Genomic DNA, 20,807 nt, shown 5'->3' on the forward strand with positions numbered 1-20,807 from the left:
GAAACGACATGAGCAACGACGGTCTCTACTCCCGTCGGGACATCGCCCGCTGGAGCGCGAACGGGCGTGCCGCCACCCGTCTCGCGGGTCGCTCCGCGGGATGGGCGGTCCTCGCCGACCGACCAAGGCACGTCGAGCGCGACGGACTGTCGGGCATCGAGCAGGTGCTCGCCACTGCGCTCGTGCTCGTCATGCTCGTGCTCACCGGCGTCCTGTGGAGCACCGCGCCGTTGGTCGGAGTGCTCCTCGGTCTCCTCGGGGTTTACTTCGTCACGCGCCGCGTCGCCGCATTCTCTCAGGTGCCCCTCCGTGTCCGAGCATTCTTCCGGCTCCTTCGCGCGCACGTCCCCGCGTGGTGGGTCTGGTCATCGCTCTCTCTCGTCGCTGCGAGCATCCTCTACCGCAGCTTCACGATCACGTTCCTCCCCGCGTGGATGCAGAGTCTCGCGACCGGTCTCGCAGGCGTGGCGCTCCTGATCAATCTCCTCCCCCTGCCGATCTACCTTGGACGCCTCGCGGTTCGCGACGCCCGAGAGACCGCACAGGCGGAGGCTGAGATCGAGGCTTCCCTCGCGGCGATGCTGGGCGGCAACCCTCGCAGCCTGTTCGAGCCGCGCCCGGAGACCGGCATCCCCGCGGCATCGTGGGGGTACGCGGGCGAGAACCTCCTCGTCACCCCGCACGTCGATGTCGATCTCTCACAGGTCAGGGAGCGGCTCGCTCGCACCCGGCTCGGGCAGCACCTTGAGGTCGCGGAAGCTGACTACCAGCGCATCTTCCTCGTCCCGATCTCAGCGGAAACGCTCGCCCGTCAACAGGCACGCGCTGCCTCCGGCGGACTCATCGAGGGTGAGAGCGACCTGTCGCAGCCCATCGCCACCGAGACCGTGGCGGCGCTCGACGAGGACGACCCGTGGGGCGCCGCCCCGGAGCCGTCCGCCCCGGCGTCGCGCGACGGCGACATCCCGACCTTCGACGAGCGGGACTGGACGTGAACGTCATCCCTGAGCGCGTGAGCGTTCCCGGGTTCCCGAATACGGCGGCGGCTCGCGCGAAGCTCGATGAGTCCTTCGACGCGCGTTTCGGTCACGGATTTACCCCGGGGAAGTTCGACCCGGAAACGTCGATGATCGCAGTTGTCCAGGAGCGCCCTGACGCGCAGCGGCTCACGCTCAGCAGCGACTTCAAAGGCTCTCAGGTGGACGCTCTCGCCGAGCGCGTGCGGCAGAAGGGGTTCGACCTCGTCGAGGTCAACCAGCACGAGAAGTTCGCCATCATCGCGCACCTCACCCCCGAAGCGCGGGCGATCCGCAACCGCCTCGCGAGCTTCCTCAAGGTCCGTCCCTGGGAGGTCGAGGTCGCGGTCGAACTCGACCCCGACAACCCTCGCGTGGTCGACCTCGTGCAGCTGCTCCGGGCACCAGAGGCGGGCACGGACGCCGAGAAGCGACTCGCTGTCTGGCGCGCCGCGGTGCTAGTCATTCCGGGTGCCCACGCCGACTGGCGCATCGAGGAAGACCTCGTGTCGGGTCGCGTGGTGCTCGAACGCCGCGACCCGCTCCGGCTCCCGCAGCGTGTTCCGCTCGCCGACCTCACCATCGACTTCGACCCCGACCTGTGGGACTTCATCCCCCACGGGCAGGACACCGGCGCGCGCGTCGTCGGGCAGAAGCTCTCCGTCCCACACGGGTTGGTCGCGGGAGAGACGGGTGCGGGCAAGTCCTACTTCCTTCTCGCTCACGCCGTTGGCGCGCTGTCTCGGGGGCACGATCTCATCGTCGTCGATCCGACGAAGAACGCGGTCGACTTCACCCCGCTGCACCCCTGGTGCGCCGCGGTAGCGGTCACCACACTTCCCGAGGCGCGGGCGGTCATCGAGACGGTGTACGCGGAGCGCGTCCGGCGCCAGAAGGTGCTTCAGGCTCACGGAATCGGGTTCTGGGCAAAGCTCCCCGCAGACGTACGTGCCTCGGAGGGCATCCGTCCCGTGACTGTCATCATCGATGAAGCCGCATCACTGCTCGAAGACTCGTCCGCAAACCTGTCGGCTCTCGACAAGGACGACCCCCTCCGAGTCGAGTTCGAGCAGGACCGGGTAGCAAAGACGATCATCCGGCTCTACCTCGGAAAGCTCGGTCGCGAGGCGCGCAACGTCGGCATCCACATGGTGCTCGGCGTACAGCGTCCCGACACCTCGTTCCTCCCCGGGGAGTTCCGAGCGAACATCGGACAGAAGGTGCAGCTGAAGGTACCCGGTTCCGCTCCGATGGCTCCCGAATCGCTCCGAATGCTCTTCCCGGGTCAGTTCGCGCCCGAGGCATCTGACCTTCTCGGGCGCCTTGGGGACATGCCCGGTTCCGGCGTCACGATGGCGGAGGGAGGGGCAGGCGTCGCGGCTTTCCGCGTCGCCTATGAGGACGCACTCCGGCTCCCCGCTCTCCTCGAAGCACGCGGTGTCCCACGCGCACAGAAGTGGGAGATCATGCAGCCCGAATCCCCGACACCCGCCGACCTCGCAGACCCGTTCGAGGGCTTCTCCGACGACCCCTTCGCGGACTTCGACGGCGACCCCTTCGCCGACCTCGACGACGACCCGACACCGCCTCGTCGCGGGGCGACTCCGCCCGCCGAGTTCTCGCTCGACGACTTGCTCTGACTGAAGGAGACCCTCATGGCTACTCTCACCGTCTACTCGAAGCCCTCGTGCGTGCAGTGCACGGCAACGTACCGCCGCCTCGATGCGCTCGGCATCGACTACGCGGTGGTCGACCTCTCTGAGGACGCTGCCGCGCTCGCCCTCACTAAGCGCCTCGGGCACCTCCAAGCGCCCGTGGTCGTGCTGCGAGACAGGGACGAGTGCGTAGTCGATCACTGGTCGGGCTTCCGCCCGGACAAGATCGACGCGCTTGGGCTTCTCGCAGCCTAACGACGGAGGGGCAAAACCCGAACGGACGGGGTTCAACAGGCGAGGGCACACGTCCTCCACCCGGAAGGACTTCCCATGCGCAAGACCCCCGTCATCATCACCTCCGCCCTCGCACTCCTCGCGGTCGTGGCATTCGCCGGACCCCCGCAATCTGGGCGGGCGTCATCGGTGGAATCGCCGCCCTCGCCGGGGGCGCACTGATCTGGTCGCGCCCCCGGCGAGCCTGAAAGACCGGGGCTGTGCCGAGAGATTCCCCCTCTTCTTCCCTCTCGGCGCAGTCCCTTCCCGGGGTGGCGGAGTGTGTGCCCGCCCCCTCAGAAATCCTCCGGCTCCTTCTGTGCCGGGGGATTTCTTTCTTCGGGGCGCTCCGGCTCACTCATCCACAGACACTCCTCACAGCCGAGGGACATCCCGTACGCCGCCTCGAACACCCGCACCATCTCACCGCAACGCGGACACAGCGCGGGGTCGGGCTCGCCAGCTCAATCGCGTGTTCTCGGCGACGTTGCGGTGAGCTGGCGTTTGCTGTCGAGCAGGTGCCATGAGCCAACTCAGGTCGTCGTCGTCGTCGATCATGGTTTCAACGTATTCCCGACCCGCATTCATCGTCCCTCTCTTCCGACCGACCATGATGCAGCCGGACCGCAATCTATAGGTTCCGGGACGGTCGGTCGGCGGTCATCGCACCCGCACGATTTCAGGATCAGATCGTCCCGTATACCCGTGCCGGAATGTTCTGGATTCCGGGACACTTTCGGGAGGGGACGGACACATGCTGCTGGGCTATCTGCGCGTGAGCACCAAGGACCAATCGTTCGACCTTCAGCGCGATGCGCTCGAACGCGCGGGGGTCACGAAGCTGTGGTCAGACGAAGCCCTGTCCGGCAGCGTCGCACCCGCCGAGCGTCCCGGGTTCCGCGCGCTGCTCGACCACGCCCGCGATGGCGACGAGATCGTCGCGTGGCGGCTCGACCGCGTCGGACGCAATGCCGCCGCGGTGCTCGCCCTGGTCGAAGACCTCGACGCGCGCGGCGTCACTCTACGAACCGTCAGCGACGGGATCTCAACAGCCGGCTCCACGGGACGCCTTGTGCTCGGCATCCTCGCCGCCGTCGCGGAGATGGAACGAGAAGTGATCCGGGAGAGAGTAACCGCGGGCGTTCAAGCGGCGCGCGAGCGCGGCACCCCCATCGGGCGACCACCGGCACTCAACTACGAACAAGTCGAACTGGCGCGGTCCCTTCGCCTGGACGGGAAGTCCTACGCGCAGATCGCGAGAACGCTCGGGGTCGGGAAGAGCACCGTGGCACGGGCGCTTGCAGCCGAGATCTGACCCCTTACTCGTCCAGGTAGAGGATGTCGCGCGTGAACTCGATTGGGTTGCGCGACGCGTTCACGGCGATTCTCTTGCCGAGCAACGGGCTGTCTCTCTGCGGCTCGATCTCGATTGCTATGCGGACAGGGTTGTGGTTCCGGTCCTTTCGGACTCCGATGACCTCACCGATGGCGCTCACGGTGCCGCTTGCGTCAACGACGACTGCATAGGTGCAGGAGATCACGCGGTCGGCGCGCGTTCGCCACCACTTGAGCCCGCGTTCCATCCACTCGTCGAAGGACCACTCGACCTTGCGTGCATCCTCGTTCACCTTGATGATGATGTGTTCCAACGTGTCCCCTTGAGTGCCTACTCGGTTACTTTGATACTTGTAATCATGTATCAAAGTATTGCCGGTGGCAAGCTCAGCGACTTCCACATCAAAGGCATCACTCCCCTGCTTCGCCGCGTGGCGTCGCTTGGGCAAGGCGCAGGATGATCGCTCCCACGATATGTATGGCGAACCAGGCGTCCTCAGCAGATGCGGTATCGGCGTTGTGAGCATCTCCCGTATTGCTCCGGTCGGCGGACGCCCATCGGCAGGCTTTCTCGATGGTCAGCAACAGCGGCGCGTCATGGGATGCGATGATCCCCGCCGACCTCGCTGTTCATGACGAACTGAAGGCGTACTCGCGTCTCGCGCGAGAAGCTGTCTGACCAGAAAGACTCACCCCGGCGCTCGCGCTCTTCGAGCGCGGCGAGCGCACGGCGACGTTTGAACAGGGGCGACATCGGTCGATGAACCTAGACCGCTTGCTCCAGCTCGGCGTCGTCGTCAGCGGCACCCCGTCCGCGCGCACGAATCTTCGCGCCGCTACGGCGTAGCAGTGTTCGCACACGTTGGATGCTGTACTCGGTCTCTTCGGCGAGGTCGCGGATCGAACGCCCCTGCTCGTACTCCTCGCGCATGAGGTTCGCGATCCGGTCGGCGACGCGCGGCGACATACGCTCGTACGAATCTAGAAGTGGCACCTGATCAAAGCTTCCTCCGGCATAGCCGCGGTGCTGTTGACCCTTCGGCTCAACCTCCACACCGGATTCATTCCCCCACGCACTCCACCCCTCGCGGGGGTAACGCGCGAACATTTCGAGGAACGGACCCGGCGAACACGCCTCGATGAGGTCGTACTGTTCGTCAGGCTTACGACTGTGTTCGCGTTTGCGAGTCTCGATCATGTTCACCGTCGAACGCGCAGGTGCAAGGGTTCGCTGAGAGCCGCGAACCCCAAAGAGGATCGGCTCGGTCACGTTGCGGAAGTAGAACCCCACACCACGCCCGTCCGGACCACCATCCTTGCGTCGCTTCGCCCAGATGATGTTCGACACGTAGCGGAAGCCCCACGCTTCCATGACACGAATCCCGTCGGGCAGCATCGCGTTAGGAACCCAGAGATATAGGTGCGCGTTCTTCGCCGACACGTCCGCTACGGGTAGGTCGCAGATTTCGTCGAGCGACATCGTGGAGTACCGGTCGAGCCTCTTGTGCTCCGGAGCGACCTTCCCCGTGCGATTGGCGAAACGCCACGGTGGGTCGGCGAGGATGGTCTTGAAGCCTCCATCGACGGTGGGGAGGGGGGCGATGTCGGCGGTCTCGGTCACAATTAGAGAGTACCAGACAGAGATCTAAATCTGACTATTAGATCTTTCGCTGTCCTCCCACGTTTCGGCACAGATCGCCACAGCGAGAATGGGGCACCCGCCGCCATCTCCTCTCGTCATGCGAGGAAGCAGCTTGTCGATGTTCGTGGTCGTGCTTGTCGCGAGGACTTTTCGAGCCTCCTCGGGCTCGATGCCTGCCTCGATGCGAAGGCGCGTCCCCAACTCACGCAGATCAGCTTGAGTGCGGGTTATGAGGACGGCTGCATCGATCAGCCCCGCGTCGTACAGGGCGCGGTACGCACCGATGTCCCTGTCGAGGTTGCCGTCCTTGGCGTTCCATTCGAGATCAAGAGCGATCCGTCCGGTGAAGTTGTCGACCTTGTATCCCTCATTGGAGACCAACGTGCTCGATTCAGTCACGGCTCGCTCCCCCGCAGGTCGGTAGGGGAAGATGCGCAGCTTCAGCTCGATGTCTGTGTCAACGCGGGCTTCCCTCCACCCCATCGTTCGGAAGGAGCCGTTGATGCGTTTCGCCAGCGCGGACTCGGACCCACCTGCGTCGATGAGGTCGGAACTGAGCAACTTGAAGTCGTTCAGCACACCCTCGATCATGCACGTTTCTCGTGGATTGGTCGCCTTGAGAATGGCGGCAGCGTTGCGGACCTCGCGAAACTGGTAACGAGCGAGCGTTCTCGATGCGAAGACGGACTCGTATGAGGTGGTGAGGTCCATGCGCCACAATCTACCCACCGAGCGCCCCCTCCTGCCCGTACGCCACGAGCGCTCGGTAGGTCGCAACCGCATCGAGCACGCTCCCCCACCGTGGCTCCGCTCCCGGCTCGACAGCGAACTCACGCACGCGGTCCGCGCGACGCACCGGAGGCGCGTCGTCGCAGCCCCAGCCCCTGATCCACCACACCTGTCGCAGCCGCTCATCGAGCGGTTCGTCGATGACGCGCAGCGCGGCGCTTTCGAGGTACGCCGCCCACCACTGCGCGTAGGGCGACGCCTCCCCCGGCACGTAGATGAGCAGCGGCACACCCCACGACCGAAGCGCTCGTTCGAGGTGAACGAGAGCGTAGAACAGGTCGTCCGCGTCGAGGAGCGGGTCACATAGCGCGGAGACATGCACGATCACCGCCTCACGCACGAGTCAGCCTCCCGAGAAGCGCGCTCCACCCAGCCACATCGCGCGGGGGACGGACAGGGATCACCTCGTCGGCGAACGGCGCGAGTCGTTCGTCCTGGACCACTTCTCGTCCCGCGACGCGTGAGATCCACACGAGCCGCCGGATGTTGCTCGGCGGATGCAGCGGGAACCCCATGCGGATTCCGGCGTCGCGCAGCACCGTGCGCACCTCGTCGCTTGCGGGCGTCTGCACGATGAGCACGACACCGTGCAGCGATGCGCCATGCGAGAACGCGATGAACTCGCGCAGGTCGGCGGGGAGTGCATGCTCACGCACGTAAACCGCATCGACGGGAGGCTCGACCGCGACGCGCTGCGGCGGCTGCCACCCGATGAGCACCTCCTCCACGTCCTCGATCAGCGGTGGCTCGATCCCGTCGCGCCCCGGGAGGATGCGCAATGGCAGCGACCCGGCACGTTCGAGGAGAGGGCGCTGCACTCCGGGATCGAGGGTCAGCCACCAGACCTGCGCGACACGTCGCGGTCGTCGCGGACCGGCGTCGAGCGTAAGCGCGGCGACCCGAGAGTGCGCGGTTGCCGACGACGTGCCGAGAATGTCGGCGTGCACCGCGAGGGCGCGAATGCGCACGGTTCGCGAGACCCGGGGCGGCATGAGGACGGTGACCTCCAGCGCGTAGCGGTTCGAGGCGACGTGGTCGGTCAGGTCGTTTAAGCGCTCGATCCACGACTCCGTCATCCCGGGCAGCGCAAGGATCGACGCATCGAGGTAAAGCAACGCCTGCGGCTCGGTCACGTTGTCCTCTCCGACCGGCGGGGAGACGTGCGCGGTCGCCCCGCCGGTCACGCACATCATGGTCGGTGCTCACGCAGGTATGGTCGACCTCGACGGAGAAGAGGGGGGTGCTCATGGCGCGCACGAGCACGCGCGACCTCTCTCTCGCGACCTTCGGCGAACCGTACGCGCGGAAGCGTGCGAGCAAGCGCGACCCACATGTGTATGTCGTGCAGGGCACCGATGCAGACGGCAGCCGCTTCCAAATCAAGCGTTCCGCAGGCAGCGCGGCAGCGGCGCTCGAAGCGGTGCAGCAGGCAGTCGAAGAGGCGCGTTTCGGTGTCGCCCCTCGACGCGTGGACGTGACGATGGCTGCCCTTTTCGAGCGGTGGTGGACTCACGAGGATCGGCTGGCTGACCTCGCGCGCCGCGGAGCCACGACCTCTCGGGCACTTTCGGACTCGTCTCGGATCAAGTACCGCGAGGTGTGGCGTCGTTACCTCGCGGGTCGCCTCGGAGACCGTCGCGTCGGCACGCTCACCCACGCAGAGGTTTACGACCTTCTCCACGAGCCCCGACCTCGCGCGGACGGCAGTGGCGACGTGCAACCAAAGCCGCTTGTCGATGTCCTCCGGGCTCTGTTTAAGCACGCAGAGAACGCCGGGTTGATCGAGTCCGCACGAAACCCGATGCGGGGGTCTTTCGACCTCCCCGCACCACGCCCGGAGCCGAAGCCACTCGACGTAGCCACCCTCGACGTGATCGAGCAGCACCTCGCGACTCTCACCCCGAAGGGGAACCGCGTAGACGCCCTCCGTCTGCACGACAGCTTCGTGCTTCTCCGTGCGACTGGACTCCGAATCTCGGAGCTTCTTGCGCTCCGGGTGCGCGACATCGATCTCAAGGCTCGATCCGTGACGGTTCGCTCGCACATTGCGCGCGTTGCGAATGGGGATGGTGCGCGGTTCGCCGCAGTTGACGGATCGAAGACTGCGTCGGGAGAGCGCACTGTCGTCGTAACCCCGCGCATCGCCGAAATGCTCCGCCATCGCATCGCAGGTAGGCAGCCCGATGCGCACCTGTTCGCGACATCGACAGGACGACCGGTGGTCCCTGAGTCGTGGCGCAACGAGCTCGCCCGGGAGGTGCGGCGAATCAATGAGGCGCGCGCCGAAGCTGATCTCCCGCTGCTGGAAGACGTACACCCGCACCGGCTCCGTGCGACTGTGGCGACTCAGATCGTGCAGGCACTCGTTGAGAAGCACGGGCTTGCTGCGGGACTGACCTCAGCGCAGCGGCTCCTTGGTCACAGCACGACTGCGACACTTGTCCACTACGTGACCGCCGAGGCACAGGTCGAGGACCACTCTGCGATCCTCGACGCGCTTGATCCGGTGTCGTCGCGGGAGGCGAAAGCCAGGGAGGTCGTGGATCGACTCATCGCCGAGGATGCTTGGTTCATCACAGCGCTCGACGTGGTCACAAGCGCTCGAACTGTCGCGGTGGCGTGCTCCGAGCCCCTCGACGGCGAACGCCGCGCATACGCCGAAGCCGCCCTCGCGGAGCACGGGATACCGCTGCTTGTGCAGTGACCTGCGTGCTTCATGCGTGCTTTGGGGGAACTTGGTCACCGATATTTCTCGATCTATCAGGCGTTCTCTGAAACCTGATTGATACCTTCTGCTTCCCAAGCAGACAGCGCGGGTTCGATTCCCGTCAGCCCCTCCACGGGTTGTTCGCGGAAGTACGCGATTTTGTTCGCGTAAGTCCTCGAACAGCTTTGCCCCGATCAGATTGACGTTTTGGCTTTCTGGCGGCTCGACGCAAGGCATCTGCATCGAGCGCGCCTGCTCGATGCAGCGCACCTCCCGCTCGCTGTAGACAGCACGTGTCCGTGACACCGTCGATCCGGGCATACAGGCTCAACACCCAAACCGGCACGCAGCCGCAAGTCCCCTCCCTGGCCTACTGGACAACTCGCTCACGACATCCTGCGGCTCGGATCTGTTGCGAGAACGCATGTGCGCCAGCCGACAGCCCGTCGCAGTCGAAGGCGGCGCAGTCGATGCGGTACGAATATGTTAGGAGCCGGGGCAGGGCGCAGACGTGTTGACTGGGGAGTGACTCATATGTCCGACAGCTACTTAGCGACGCTTGAGCGGCTGGCAGACGGCTGTAGCTCCGGCGGGCACCTACTTTGCGCTCACACGCTCGAGTGCCGCCTAGCTGTACTGACCTCGACCGTTGTTGATTCGGTCGATGGGGGTTCTGCCTCCGATGCCGAGGTGGTGCCTGTCTAGGTTGTAGTAGTCGAGCCAGGTCGTCAACCCTGCTTTTCGGTCGTCGTTCGAGCTCCAGGGGCGGGCGTAGGCCCACTCGGTGGCGAGGGTGCGGTTGAGGCGTTCGACTTTCCCGTTGGTCCAGGGGCAGTGCGGTTTGATGAACCGCTGTCGGATGCCGTGCGCGTCGACCACGGCCTTGAACGCGGCCGAGTGGCGGTAAGCGAACGCGTTGTCGCTGATGACGCGTTCGACCTTGACGCCGAGGCGCGCGTAGAACGCGATCGCCCGCTCGAGCACACCCGCGGCGGTGATGCCTTTCTCGTCGTCGTGGATCTCCGCGTAAGCAACTCGGGAATGGTCGTCGATGACGGTGTGCACGTAGTCGTAACCCAGGCCCCGCTTGCGCGCAGGACGTTGCCCGCGGCCATGCAGACGCCATCCGCCGCCGTCGGGGATACGGCCGAGTTTCTTCACATCAACGTGGATCAGGGACCCGGGATGATCATGCTCGTAACGCTGCGCGGATCGGCGGGTCGCGCGGATCACGGACCCCGTGACCGGGTCCAGCTCCCGCAGCAACGGCACGTGGTGGCGGCGCAACACCCTACCGACCGTTGAGGCCTGCAAGCCGAGCTTGTCAGCGATGAACACCGGCCCACGCCGAGTGAGGTGCCGCATGATCCGCACCCTCGCCTCCACGCACGCTTTGGTCTGGCGAGGGTGGGAGCGGGCGACGCTGGAACGATCGATCAGGCCCGCCGGGCCGCACTCCCGGAACCTGCGCCACCACCGCCACGCGGTCGTGCGGGAGATCCCCATTTCCGCGGCAACATGCGCGACCGCACGCCCCGACTGGATGCGCTGAACCATGATCAACCGGCCGGCCGGAGTCAGCCGGGCATTAGCGTGAGACAAGAGAGACCTCCGTGCGTTTGAGCTGAAGAACTTAGACAGCTCCAACTCGACCCCGGAGGTCTCTCCTACGTCAACAACGATCTGGGTCAGTACACCAGGGCGGCCTCGCTCGGATGCGTCGCCGGGTTGCGTTGCTGGGGCAGGGCAACTACGGCTTCATGCTCGCGGGCCTGCTGCTCTACATACACCTGCGCAAGACCCGCGGTTGGGCGCCGGTTGGTGTGGCGGGTCAGTGGTGACTCGTTGAGCGTCAGGGACGCAGATCACCTGAGCACGCACCGGTCAGCACCTACAGATCACCGACCCAGCCCCGGGGCTCCTCTTCCCGAGCTGCGCGTCCACGACGGGCTACGAATGGTTGTACGTCCCGCACGGCAAACTGCGTCTGCGGCTGGGTGAACAGACCTGACATCCAGCCGGGGCGAGACCGCCGAGTTTGACACTCGTACCCCGAACGCCATGTCCGCGACAGGCGCACGGCCCGTGCAGGTGACCAGCATCTTCAACGAGGCCGGCGCCTGGATGCACATTCACGTCACGGATCGAACCGCAGAGACCCCGGGCGCGAACCTGGTTCGGGACGTCTGCCTTCATCCGCACCGTGCGGTCCGCGGGATGCTTCTTGCTGATTCGGCATGAGAATTCTCAGCCGCCCGCCTCCATCCCGTACCGTCGGCACCGATCCTATTGAGAACGATTATCAGATGGAGATCGAGTGATGATCGAGGCGAACAGGACCGTCGGCGCGGCTCCGCGACCACGTCCGACTCGTCGCTGGGTCTGGATCGCCGCCGCGCTCGTCGTGCTGGTGGTGGCAGTCGCAGGTGTCCTCGTCGGTGAGGTCGTCGTTCCGGTCACTGACCTGACTCGTGCCATCTTTGCTCGACTTGGTTCCCGGACGGCCTGAGATCCTTGATTTTCCGCGGATCTCGCGCTGGCTTAGTGCCCGCCTGGCGCACTAAACCGGGGTTCTAGACTCGTGTTGCGTGGGCCTGTTCATCCGGAAGGTGCGCACCGCGTCGGGCGCGACAGCGGTGCAGATCGCGTCGAAGCAGTACGGCGTGCAGAAGATCGTCGAGCACATCGGCTCCGCTCACACGCCCGAGGATCTCGAGTTCCTCCTCGAGGTCGCCCGCACGAAGATCCAGGCCGGGCAGCTCGCGTTCGATCTGGACCGGCTCGCGCCGCAGAAGGTGACCGCGACACCGGAGATCGTCGGCTCCCAGGCCCGTGTCCTCTGGGATGTTCTCGAGCACGCTTACCGCGAGGTCGGGTTCGACTCGGTCGGGACCGACAGCTTCAAGCGTCTCGTGCTGGCGCGGATCATCGAGCCGACCAGCAAGGCTGACACGATCCGGGTGCTCGCGGAGATCGGTGTGAAGTCGCCGTCGTTGCGCACGATCTGGCGGACCCTCGCGCGTTGCGTCGAGGAGGACTGGCGATCGCAGCTCGCGGACGCGGCGCTGCGGAAGGTGACGGCGGCCGGGGCGCTGCAGGTGGTGATGTATGACGTGACCACGCTGTATTTCGAGGCGGAGCACGAGGACGCGCTCCGCAAGGTCGGGATGAGCAAGGAGCGGCGCGTCGATCCGCAGATCCTCGTCGGCCTGCTGGTCGATCAGGTGGGGTTCCCGCTGGAGGTCCATGCGTTCGAGGGCAACCGGGGCGAGACCACGACGCTGCTGCCCGTGCTGAACGGGTTCCGGAAGCGTTACGGGAACAGTGATGTCGTGGTCGTCGCCGACGCGGGCATGCTCTCGGCGAGCAACCTGAACGCGCTCGAGGACGCCGGCTTCGATTTCATCGTCGCCTCCCGGACGGGGTCGGCGCCGAAAGACCTCGCCGAGCACTACGAGAGTGTCGGGAACCTGTTCGAGGACGGGCAGATCATCGAGACGATCCGCCCGATGGGGAAGGGAGCGTATCGTCGGGACCGGCGGGTGGTCTGGCAGTACTCCCGCAAGCGCGAGAAGCGCGACAATGTCACGTTGAACAAGCAGATCGACCGGGCCGAGCAGATCGCGGGCGGCCAGCGGGCGCCGAAGAAGGACAGGTTCGTCACCCTCGGTGAGCGCGGCACCCGGCCGGGCGTGAACTGGGCCGTGGTCGAGAAGGCCCGCTCGTATCTCGGGTTGAAGGGCTACGTCACCTCGATCAGCACCGACAAGCTCACCGGCGCCGAGGTGGTGGCCGCGTATCACGATCCGTTCCGTGTCGAGGCGTCGTTCCGGATGGCGAAGAGCGACCTCAAGGCGCGGCCGATGTTCCATCACGAGCGGGACTCGATCGAGGCGCACCTCACGATCGTGTTCGCCGCTCTCGCGGTCACCCGGCACGTCACGGAGAAATCGGACTACTCGATCAAGCGGATCGTCCGAGCGCTGCGCCCGGTCCGGGACGCGGTGATCTCGCTACGCGGGCAGCGCATCACGGCCACGACCCCGCTGGAAGGCGAGGCCGCCGATATCGCCGAGAAACTCCTGCCGAACGCGGCGCACTAAAGTGGCACGACTCAGGCCCGACCCGGAACACTCTCAGCCCCGAAACACCCTCAGACCTGGAACACGGAGTGCACCGGCCCGCAGGCCGCCTGCCCGTCGAGCTCGACAAGTTCCATGAGCACGGCGGTGCCGGCGAGCTTCAGATCGAGCTCAGCGAGCAGCTGCTGACCGGCGCGCAGTGTGCCGCCGGTGGCGAGGATGTCGTCGACGAGCAGCACGCGCGTCCCCGGCGTGAGGTCGTCGCTCATCTCGATCGACGCGCGGCCGTACTCGAGGGCGTAGTCGACCGAGGCTGCCGGCCGCGGGAGCTTTCCGGCCTTGCGGATCGGGGCCATGCCCACGCCGGCCGCGATCGCGACGGCTCCGGCGAGCAGAAAGCCGCGCGCCTCGATGCCGGCGACCACGTCGAACTGACCGGCGAACGGCTCGATCAGCGCGTCGACCGAGGCGCGGAGAGCGTCGGCATTCGCGAGGAGCGGCGAGATGTCGCGGAAGAGGATGCCGGGTTCGGGAAAGTCGGGGATGGTCGCGATGAGCGATTCGGCGCGCTGGAGGGCCTGTGACGTCACCGGACCAGCGTACGCGCGCCGCAGGGGGCTCTGCGCGCCCCGGCCGTCGACCGAACGGGTTGCGTAAGCGCTTACACTGGAGCGCATGACGTCGCAGCCGACCTCCACCCTGATCTCCCCGCCCCCCGCCGAGGCCTCCCCCGCGGCCACCGCCGAGGCGCCCGACCTGCGCGGCAACCACCCCGGCGCCGAGTGGTGGCGCACCGCCGTGATCTACCAGATCTACCCCCGCTCGTTCGCGGATGCCTCCGGCGACGGCATCGGCGACCTCCCCGGCGTCACCGCGCACCTCGACGACCTGCGCTCGCTCGGCGTCGACGCCGTCTGGCTGAGCCCCTTCTACCGTTCGCCACAGCACGACGCCGGCTACGACGTCGCCGACTACCGCGACATCGACCCCCTGTTCGGCACCCTCGACGACTTCGACACGATGCTCGCCGCGGCGCACGCCCGGGGCATCCGCGTCATCGTCGACCTCGTGCCGAACCATTCCTCCGACCAGCACGTGTGGTTCCAAGAGGCCCTGGCCGCCGAACCCGGCAGCCCGGCGCGCGCCCGTTACCTCTTCCGCGACGGGCGCGGACCGGCCGGCGACGAGCCGCCCAACAACTGGGAGTCGGTCTTCGGCGGCCCCGCGTGGACCCGCACGACGAACCCCGACGGCACGCCCGGGCAGTGGTACCTGCACCTGTTCGACACCACCCAGCCCGACTTCGACTGGGCGAACCCCGAGGTGCAGGACGAGTTCCGAGGCATCCTGCGTTTCTGGCTCGACCGCGGCGTCGACGGCTTCCGTGTCGATGTGGCGCACGGCCTCGTCAAGACCGACGGCCTGCCCGATCACGTGCCCGCGGCCTCGACCGCTGAGCCGGCGGCTGACAGCATGGGCGGTGGCGACGACGACGTGCCGTACTGGGGTCAGGACGGCGTGCACGAGATCTACCGCGACTGGCACCGCGTGCTCGCCGAGTACGACGGCGATCGGGCGCTGTGCGCCGAGGCGTGGCTGCCGACCGTCGACCGGACGGCGGAGTGGGTGCGCTCCGACGAGATGCACCAGGCATTCAACTTCCCGTATCTCATGACCGAGTGGGACGCCCCGGCGATCCGCGAGGTGATCTCCGAGTCGCTGCGCGCGTTCCCCGCCGTCGGCGCGCCGGCGACGTGGGTGCTGTCGAACCACGACGTCGTGCGGCACGCGTCGCGCCTCGCGTTGACCGCCGAGAACCCGCAGGGCCACGGCATCGGGCCGTCTTCTCCGGGTCAGCCGATCCCCGAGGTGGGGCTGCGCCGGGCGCGCGCCGCGACGACGGTGATGCTCGCGTTGCCCGGCTCGGCCTACGTCTACCAGGGCGAGGAGCTCGGACTGCCGGAGGTCATCGAGCTGCCGGGCGAGGTGCGGCAGGACCCGACCTGGTTCCGCACCGACGGCGAGCGCTACGGGCGCGACGGCTGCCGCGTGCCGATTCCGTGGACGGCGGACGGCGCCGCGTACGGCTTCAACACGACGGGCGCCTCGTGGCTGCCGCAGCCGGCCGAGTGGGCGGCGCTCGCGCGCGACGCGCAGGAGGGCGACCCCGACTCGACGCTGTGGCTCTACCGTCAGCTGCTCGCGACGCGGCGCGCGGAGGGTCTCGGAGCCGGGGAGCTCACCTGGCTCGACGGCTACGGCGACGACGTCATCGCATTCCGCAACGGGAATGTGACCGTGATCGCGAACGCCTCGGATGCCGCGGTGCCCCTCCCCGCCGGCACGGTGCTCGTCTCGAGCGGGCCGTTGCAGGCATCCGGACGTGCGGGCGCGCTGCCCGTGGACACCGCGGTCTGGATGCTCAGCGACTGACGTGGCGAGCCTCGACGATGTCGCCCGCGCCGCCGGAGTGTCCACGGCGACGGTCTCGCGTGCCCTGAGCGGACGCGGGCGCACGTCGGAGGCGACCCGGCAGAGGGTGCGGGCGGCGGCCGACGCGCTCGGCTACGTGGCATCCGCCACCGCATCGTCGCTCGCGTCGGGCCGCGCCGAGAACATCGGCGTGATCGTGCCCCTCATGGACCGGTGGTTCTTCGCGACGGTGCTCGACGGCATCGCCGCGCGGCTCGCGCAGCGCGGATACGACCTCACGCTGTACAACCTCACGGATGACCCGGCGCAGCGCCGCCGGCTGTTCGAGACCTCCCTGCGCCGCGGGCGCGTGGACGGCCTGATCGTGCTGTCGGTGGCGCTCACCGACGACGAGGTCGCGGCGCTCGAGACGCTCGACCTGCCGGTCGTGGGCCTCGGTGTGCCCCGCGGCGAGCTGCCCGCCCTGCGGGTCGACGACACCGCTGTGGGCCGCGCGGCCGCGGAGCACCTGCTGGCGCTCGGGCACCGCGAGATCGTCCACATCGGCCAGAGCGTCGGGGCGGGGGTCGCCGGTCGGGCGCCGGCGTTCGACATCCCGACCCGGCGGCGCGCCGGGTTCGAGGCGGCGATGGCCGCGGCAGGCGCCGCGGCCCGGTTCGTCGAGAGCGACTTCACCGTCGACGGCGCGCGCCGCGCGGCCGTCGCGCTGCTCCGCGGCGGTGGGGGCGGCGCGGCGGATGCTGGCACCGGCGCGGCTCGCCGCCCGACGGCGATCTTCGCGGCCTCGGACGAGATGGCCTACGGCGTGCTGACCGCGGCGCGCGACCTCGGACTGCGCGTGCCCGAAGACCTCTCCGTGATCGGCGTCGACGGCCACGACCTGGCGGAGCTGTTCGACCTGACGACGATCGACCAGTTCCCGCACGCCCAGGGCGAGCGAGCGGGTGACGCGATCCTCGCCGCCCTCGGCCGCCCCGCCGCGGGCGCCCCCGGCACGCCCGCGGGTCTCGCCACGCCCGCGGGTCTCGCCGCGCCCGCGGGTCTGGGCGCACCCGCGGGTCTCGACGCACCCGGCGGTCTCGGCGCACCCGGCGGCAGCGAGTCACTCGACGGATCCGAGGTCGACGCATCCCTCCCCTTCGCCCTCGTCACCCGCGGCACCACCGCCCCACCCCCTCGTTCCTGACCTCCCCCCGTTCACAACGTCGGAGATCCCGGACGCGCGAGCCCCCCGAACCGATTCGACCGGCCGTTCACGACCCGAATCTCCGACGTTACGTACGCACGCCCGCCCAGCCCGCCCAGCCCGCCGCCCCCTCGGCCGGCGACGCCGAGGCACCCCACCCTGTCGCGCTCGCGGCCTCGGTGACCCCGCACGCCGGTTCACAACGTCGGAGAAACGGCGCGCGGGAGCCCCCGAAAGGACCACACAGCTGCCCCGCGGCCCGAATCTCCGACATTACGAACGCCCGCTCGCCCGGACTCCCGCCTGCCCGCCCGACCCCCTGCCGTCCGAACTCCCGTCCGCCCGGACTCCGGCCTGCCCTCCCGAACCCCCGCCCAGTCCGCAAACCCGCACAGGCCGAAAACAGCGCCGCCGGTTACAGTCGGAGGGTGAGCATCGACCTCGAGGCCCTGTACATCGACCTGCACCGCCACCCCGAACTCTCGTTCCAGGAGACGCGCACGGCCGGCGTCATCGCGCGCGAACTCGGAGTCCTCGGGCTCGAGGTCGTCGAGGGGCTCGGCAAGACCGGCGTCGCGTCGGCGATCAGGAACGGCGACGGCCCGGTGGTCTGGCTGCGCGCCGACATGGACGCCCTCCCCGTCGAGGAGCAGACCGCCCTCGCCTACGCCTCCACGGCGCGGGGCATCGATCCCGCCGGCACCGACGTCCCCGTCATGCACGCGTGCGGGCACGACATGCACGTGACGGCGATGCTGGGCGCCCTCGAACGCCTCCTCGCCACGAAGGACGAATGGTCGGGCACCGTCGTCGCCGTCTTCCAGCCCGCCGAGGAGTACGGCGCCGGCGCGCAGGCGATGATCGCCGACGGCGTGCTCGACCGATTCCCGAAGCCCGACATCGTGCTCGGCCAGCACCTGACCCCGCTCCCGGCGGGCACGATCGGCGTGCGCCCGGGCACGCAGATGGCGGCGTCCGACGGCCTGACCGTGCGCCTCCTCGGCCGCGGCGGACACGGCTCCCGCCCGCACGCGACGATCGACCCGGTCGTCATGGCCGCCGCCACCGTCATGCGCCTGCAAACCATCGTCTCGCGCGAGATCGACCCGCGCGAGATGGCGGTCGTGACCGTCGGCGCGATCCACGCGGGCCTGAAGAACAACATCATCCCCGCCGAGGCGACGCTCGAGCTGAGCCTCCGCTACCCCGACGACGACGCCCGCGCCGACGTGATGGCGCGGGTCGAACGCGTCGTGCGGGCCGAGGCCCAGGCATCCGGCGCGACCGAGGAGCCCGTCATCTCGACGCTCCACTCCCTGCCCCCGACGATCAACGACGGGGATGCCACGGCGCGCCTCGTCGCCGCGTGGGAACGTGCCTTCGGCGAGGGCAGCGTCGTCGACCCGGGCATGTTCACCGGCAGTGAGGACGTCTCGTGGTTCGCCCGCGAGGCGGGCGTGCCACTCGTCTACTGGTTCTGGGGCGGGGTCGACCCGGAGCGCTTCGCCGACGCGTACGCGCGCGGCGCGATCAACGAGGAGATCCCGACGAACCACTCGCCGTTCTTCGCGCCCGTCCTCCACCCGACGATCGAGCGCGGCGTCGACGCCCTCGTGGTGGCCGCGCGGGAGTTCCTCGCATGAGCTGGGCCGACCTCGGGCTGCCCGACGCCCCCGAGCCGAGCGGCAACGAGACGCCGGCGCCGCGTCCGCGCAAAGAGCCGAAACCCCCCAAGGAGCCGAAGCCGCCGCGCGAACCCAAGGAGCCGAAGCCGCCGAAGACTCCGAAGCCGCCGAAGCCGCCCCGCGAGTCGGGCGGACAGGGCGACGGCGAGGGTGGTTCGCGCACGCCGCTGATCCTCGGGATCGTCGCGGGTGTGCTGCTGGTCGCCGTCGTCGTGACGCTCGGGTTCGCCCTGACCCGCGGCTCGTCGACCGCCTCCCCCGCAGACACGCCGTCGAGCGATGCGTCGACGGCCGCGCCCACCGCTCAGCCGTCGCCGAGCCCCTCGGCATCCTCCGACGCGGTCGGCGTTCCGGTCGCGCTGAAGTTCGGCGGCACGGGTTTCACCCTCGTCGACAAGAACGCCAAGACGGTCTTCTCCTACGAGTGGCGCGACAAGGCCGCCGACGCGGTCACGGAGCTCACCGCGGCGTTCGGCGCGGCACCGACGCAGCGCGTCGAGCCGGGCGACGGCAGCAGCTACCCCGACTACACGGTGTACCAGTGGGAGGGCTTCCTGCTCTACGACATGGTCGACGGCACGGGCGGCGCGCAGCGCGCGACGTTCACCCAGCCGTCGTACGCCACCTTCTCGCGCAACGAAGTCGGCCCGATCTCGATGACCGCCGAGCACGGACTGAAGATCGGCTCGCCGGTGACGGCGGTGCGCGCCGCCGGGCCGAGCCAGGACGTTCCGCGCGGCAACGTCGGCTCGATCCGGTTCATCTTCGACCAGTCGCGCTCGTCGGTCGGCCCGCCCGTGCAGTACAGCATGATCGCCGACACCGACGGCTCCACGGTCACCGCCGTGCTCTACTACTTCGCCGCCGGCGGCTGATCGCGGGCCGGACACAAGCGCACTCCCGCAAGCCCCGCCTACGCCTACGCCTCCGCCCGGGCGTCGGTGACGTCCCGGCCCGTGACGAGGCCGGGCAGGCCGCGGCCCTGCCGCGTCGACAGCGCGGCGATGACGGATGCCACGGCGAACGCCGTCGCGCTGACCGACCACGGCGCGGGCAGCAGCGACAGCAGCAGATACCCGCCGATCCCCGCCAGGAAGCGCAGCGGACGGGCGAGCGCCTCGGGCAGCGGTCCGCCCCGGTACCGCAGCTCGACGGCGAGGTCGCCGACCGTCCGCCCCGTCGCGAGCGTCACGATCGCCCACAGCGCGATCGGCACGGCGCTCGACACCGCCCGCGCGAGCGATCCGTCGAGCACCGCGTCGTGATCGCGCGCCACGTACTCGAGCACGACCTGCACGCCGATCCCCATCACCCCGGCGACGAGCACGGTGCCGAGCCAGTCGCACAGCATCGCCAGCAGCCGCCGCCCGCGCGTGACGGGGCGCGGCCGGCGGGCGGCATCCGTCACCGCGCTGCCGCGCAGCCGCCGCGGCACGACGAGCGCGAGCGCCGATCCGAGCACCGCGCCGAGCGTGTTCATGAGCAGGTCGTCGACGTCGAACACGCGGTAGGCGCACGGGTAGATCCCCCACACCCCGGTCAGTTGCGTCGTCTCGATCACGAGCGAGACCCCGAATCCGACGAGAAGGGCGGTGAGGATGCCTCTGCCGCCGAGCACCCGCAGGAAGAAGCCGAGCGGCAGGAAGAGCAGCACGTTGAGCGCCAGCTGCAGCACCGCGAAATCGGTCACGCTGCGCGCCGCGCGCAGATCGTCGACGAACGCGAACACGTCGAGGTTCACCCCGGCGCAGGCATAGAAAGCGGCGTCCGGAAGGGGCAGCAGTGTGTACGTCCAGATCGCCAGGAAGTGGACGAGCGCCGCCGCCCACAGCGCCGACCGGCCGAGCGTGAGGCGCCCGCGACGGCGGTAGCTGACGGCCACGAACGGCACGAACAGGGCCGTGCCGACGAGCACGCCGAGCCCGATCGCGATCGCCGCCGAATACACCTCGTTGCCCATCCCCCGATACTTCCAGGTCGCCGGATTGCGCACGCGCGCCGGGG

Annotated in this window: 21 protein-coding genes; 12 read left to right on the forward strand and 9 right to left on the reverse strand. The window is 68.4% G+C overall.

Annotation, left to right across the window (positions count from 1 at the left end):
• Window positions 1–8 precede the first annotated feature (8 nt).
• The 4 genes from FHX68_RS13720 to FHX68_RS13735 all read left to right on the forward strand — a co-directional run bounded on the left by FHX68_RS13720 (window position 9) and on the right by FHX68_RS13735 (window position 4,259).
• Window positions 9–995 (forward strand): hypothetical protein, encoded by a 987-nt coding sequence (locus tag FHX68_RS13720; RefSeq protein ID WP_141381259.1) that lies wholly within the window; start codon window positions 9–11, stop codon window positions 993–995.
• A gap of 131 nt (window positions 996–1,126) precedes the next feature.
• Window positions 1,127–2,656 carry an FtsK/SpoIIIE domain-containing protein gene (locus FHX68_RS13725; protein WP_141381258.1) on the forward strand — a complete coding sequence of 510 codons (1,530 nt, stop codon included), beginning with the start codon at window positions 1,127–1,129 and terminating at the stop codon, window positions 2,654–2,656.
• A gap of 15 nt (window positions 2,657–2,671) precedes the next feature.
• The gene (locus FHX68_RS13730) at window positions 2,672–2,926 is read left to right on the forward strand and encodes a glutaredoxin domain-containing protein (protein ID WP_141381257.1); all 255 of its coding nucleotides are present in this window, start codon (window positions 2,672–2,674) and stop codon (window positions 2,924–2,926) included.
• A 772-nt stretch (window positions 2,927–3,698) separates the two neighbouring features.
• The gene (locus FHX68_RS13735; protein ID WP_141381256.1) at window positions 3,699–4,259 is read left to right on the forward strand and encodes a recombinase family protein; all 561 of its coding nucleotides are present in this window, start codon (window positions 3,699–3,701) and stop codon (window positions 4,257–4,259) included.
• A 4-nt stretch (window positions 4,260–4,263) separates the two neighbouring features.
• Here the strand turns inward: FHX68_RS13735 and FHX68_RS13740 are convergent, their stop codons facing one another.
• From FHX68_RS13740 to FHX68_RS13760, 6 genes are all read right to left on the reverse strand, one after another.
• Window positions 4,264–4,728 carry a hypothetical protein gene (locus FHX68_RS13740; protein ID WP_141381255.1) on the reverse strand — a complete coding sequence of 155 codons (465 nt, stop codon included), beginning with the start codon at window positions 4,726–4,728 and terminating at the stop codon, window positions 4,264–4,266.
• A gap of 146 nt (window positions 4,729–4,874) precedes the next feature.
• Window positions 4,875–5,033, reverse strand: a complete 159-nt coding sequence (locus FHX68_RS15350; RefSeq protein WP_170214281.1) for a hypothetical protein — start codon at window positions 5,031–5,033, stop codon at window positions 4,875–4,877.
• 12 nt (window positions 5,034–5,045) lie between these two features.
• Window positions 5,046–5,900, reverse strand: a complete 855-nt coding sequence (locus FHX68_RS13745) for an MT-A70 family methyltransferase (RefSeq protein ID WP_141381254.1) — start codon at window positions 5,898–5,900, stop codon at window positions 5,046–5,048.
• Between the two features lie 24 nt (window positions 5,901–5,924).
• On the reverse strand, window positions 5,925–6,632 hold the full coding sequence (locus FHX68_RS13750; protein WP_141381253.1) for a BglII/BstYI family type II restriction endonuclease: 708 nt from the start codon (window positions 6,630–6,632) through the stop codon (window positions 5,925–5,927).
• Window positions 6,633–6,642: 10 nt separating this feature from the next.
• A complete protein-coding gene (locus tag FHX68_RS13755) occupies window positions 6,643–7,050 on the reverse strand; it encodes a hypothetical protein (RefSeq protein ID WP_141381252.1) in 408 nt (135 codons plus the stop codon).
• On the reverse strand, window positions 7,043–7,843 hold the full coding sequence (locus tag FHX68_RS13760; RefSeq protein WP_141920309.1) for a hypothetical protein: 801 nt from the start codon (window positions 7,841–7,843) through the stop codon (window positions 7,043–7,045). The genes FHX68_RS13755 and FHX68_RS13760 overlap by 8 nt, the downstream gene beginning before the upstream one ends.
• Before the next feature lie 65 nt (window positions 7,844–7,908).
• Here FHX68_RS13760 and FHX68_RS13765 point away from each other — a divergent pair, with 65 nt between their 5' ends.
• Window positions 7,909–9,414, forward strand: a complete 1,506-nt coding sequence (locus FHX68_RS13765; RefSeq protein WP_141381250.1) for a tyrosine-type recombinase/integrase — start codon at window positions 7,909–7,911, stop codon at window positions 9,412–9,414.
• Window positions 9,415–10,044: 630 nt separating this feature from the next.
• Here the strand turns inward: FHX68_RS13765 and FHX68_RS13770 are convergent.
• A complete protein-coding gene (locus tag FHX68_RS13770; RefSeq protein ID WP_141920076.1) occupies window positions 10,045–11,019 on the reverse strand; it encodes an IS481 family transposase in 975 nt (324 codons plus the stop codon).
• Window positions 11,020–11,132: 113 nt separating this feature from the next.
• Between FHX68_RS13770 and FHX68_RS16200 the strand changes: the two genes are divergently transcribed.
• From FHX68_RS16200 to FHX68_RS13780, 3 genes are all read left to right on the forward strand, one after another.
• Complete coding sequence (locus tag FHX68_RS16200; RefSeq protein ID WP_280525048.1) at window positions 11,133–11,258, forward strand: hypothetical protein; 126 nt, start codon at window positions 11,133–11,135, stop codon at window positions 11,256–11,258.
• Window positions 11,259–11,737: 479 nt separating this feature from the next.
• Window positions 11,738–11,926, forward strand: coding sequence for a hypothetical protein (locus FHX68_RS13775; protein ID WP_141920311.1), 189 nt, complete (start codon window positions 11,738–11,740; stop codon window positions 11,924–11,926).
• Between the two features lie 79 nt (window positions 11,927–12,005).
• A complete protein-coding gene (locus FHX68_RS13780) occupies window positions 12,006–13,520 on the forward strand; it encodes an IS1634 family transposase (RefSeq protein ID WP_141920313.1) in 1,515 nt (504 codons plus the stop codon).
• A 50-nt stretch (window positions 13,521–13,570) separates the two neighbouring features.
• Here FHX68_RS13780 and FHX68_RS13785 read toward each other — a convergent pair whose 3' ends face one another.
• Window positions 13,571–14,089 (reverse strand): adenine phosphoribosyltransferase, encoded by a 519-nt coding sequence (locus tag FHX68_RS13785; RefSeq protein ID WP_141380772.1) that lies wholly within the window; start codon window positions 14,087–14,089, stop codon window positions 13,571–13,573.
• 85 nt (window positions 14,090–14,174) lie between these two features.
• On the opposite strand from FHX68_RS13785, the gene FHX68_RS13790 reads away from it, so the two are divergent.
• The 4 genes from FHX68_RS13790 to FHX68_RS13810 all read left to right on the forward strand — a co-directional run bounded on the left by FHX68_RS13790 (window position 14,175) and on the right by FHX68_RS13810 (window position 19,678).
• Window positions 14,175–15,932 (forward strand): glycoside hydrolase family 13 protein, encoded by a 1,758-nt coding sequence (locus FHX68_RS13790; protein WP_141380773.1) that lies wholly within the window; start codon window positions 14,175–14,177, stop codon window positions 15,930–15,932.
• Between the two features lies 1 nt (window position 15,933).
• Window positions 15,934–17,118 (forward strand): LacI family DNA-binding transcriptional regulator, encoded by a 1,185-nt coding sequence (locus FHX68_RS13795; RefSeq protein WP_141380774.1) that lies wholly within the window; start codon window positions 15,934–15,936, stop codon window positions 17,116–17,118.
• A gap of 428 nt (window positions 17,119–17,546) precedes the next feature.
• Window positions 17,547–18,761 carry an amidohydrolase gene (locus tag FHX68_RS13800; protein WP_141380775.1) on the forward strand — a complete coding sequence of 405 codons (1,215 nt, stop codon included), beginning with the start codon at window positions 17,547–17,549 and terminating at the stop codon, window positions 18,759–18,761.
• A complete protein-coding gene (locus FHX68_RS13810) occupies window positions 18,758–19,678 on the forward strand; it encodes a hypothetical protein (protein WP_174799158.1) in 921 nt (306 codons plus the stop codon). The genes FHX68_RS13800 and FHX68_RS13810 overlap by 4 nt, the downstream gene beginning before the upstream one ends.
• Before the next feature lie 44 nt (window positions 19,679–19,722).
• Here the strand turns inward: FHX68_RS13810 and FHX68_RS13815 are convergent, their stop codons facing one another.
• Window positions 19,723–20,763, reverse strand: a complete 1,041-nt coding sequence (locus tag FHX68_RS13815; protein ID WP_141380777.1) for a VanZ family protein — start codon at window positions 20,761–20,763, stop codon at window positions 19,723–19,725.
• Between the last annotated feature and the right edge of the window lie 44 nt (window positions 20,764–20,807).

It is taken from the genome of Microbacterium lacticum, from assembly GCF_006716815.1.
GTDB classification, from domain to species: Bacteria; Actinomycetota; Actinomycetes; order Actinomycetales; family Microbacteriaceae; genus Microbacterium; species Microbacterium lacticum.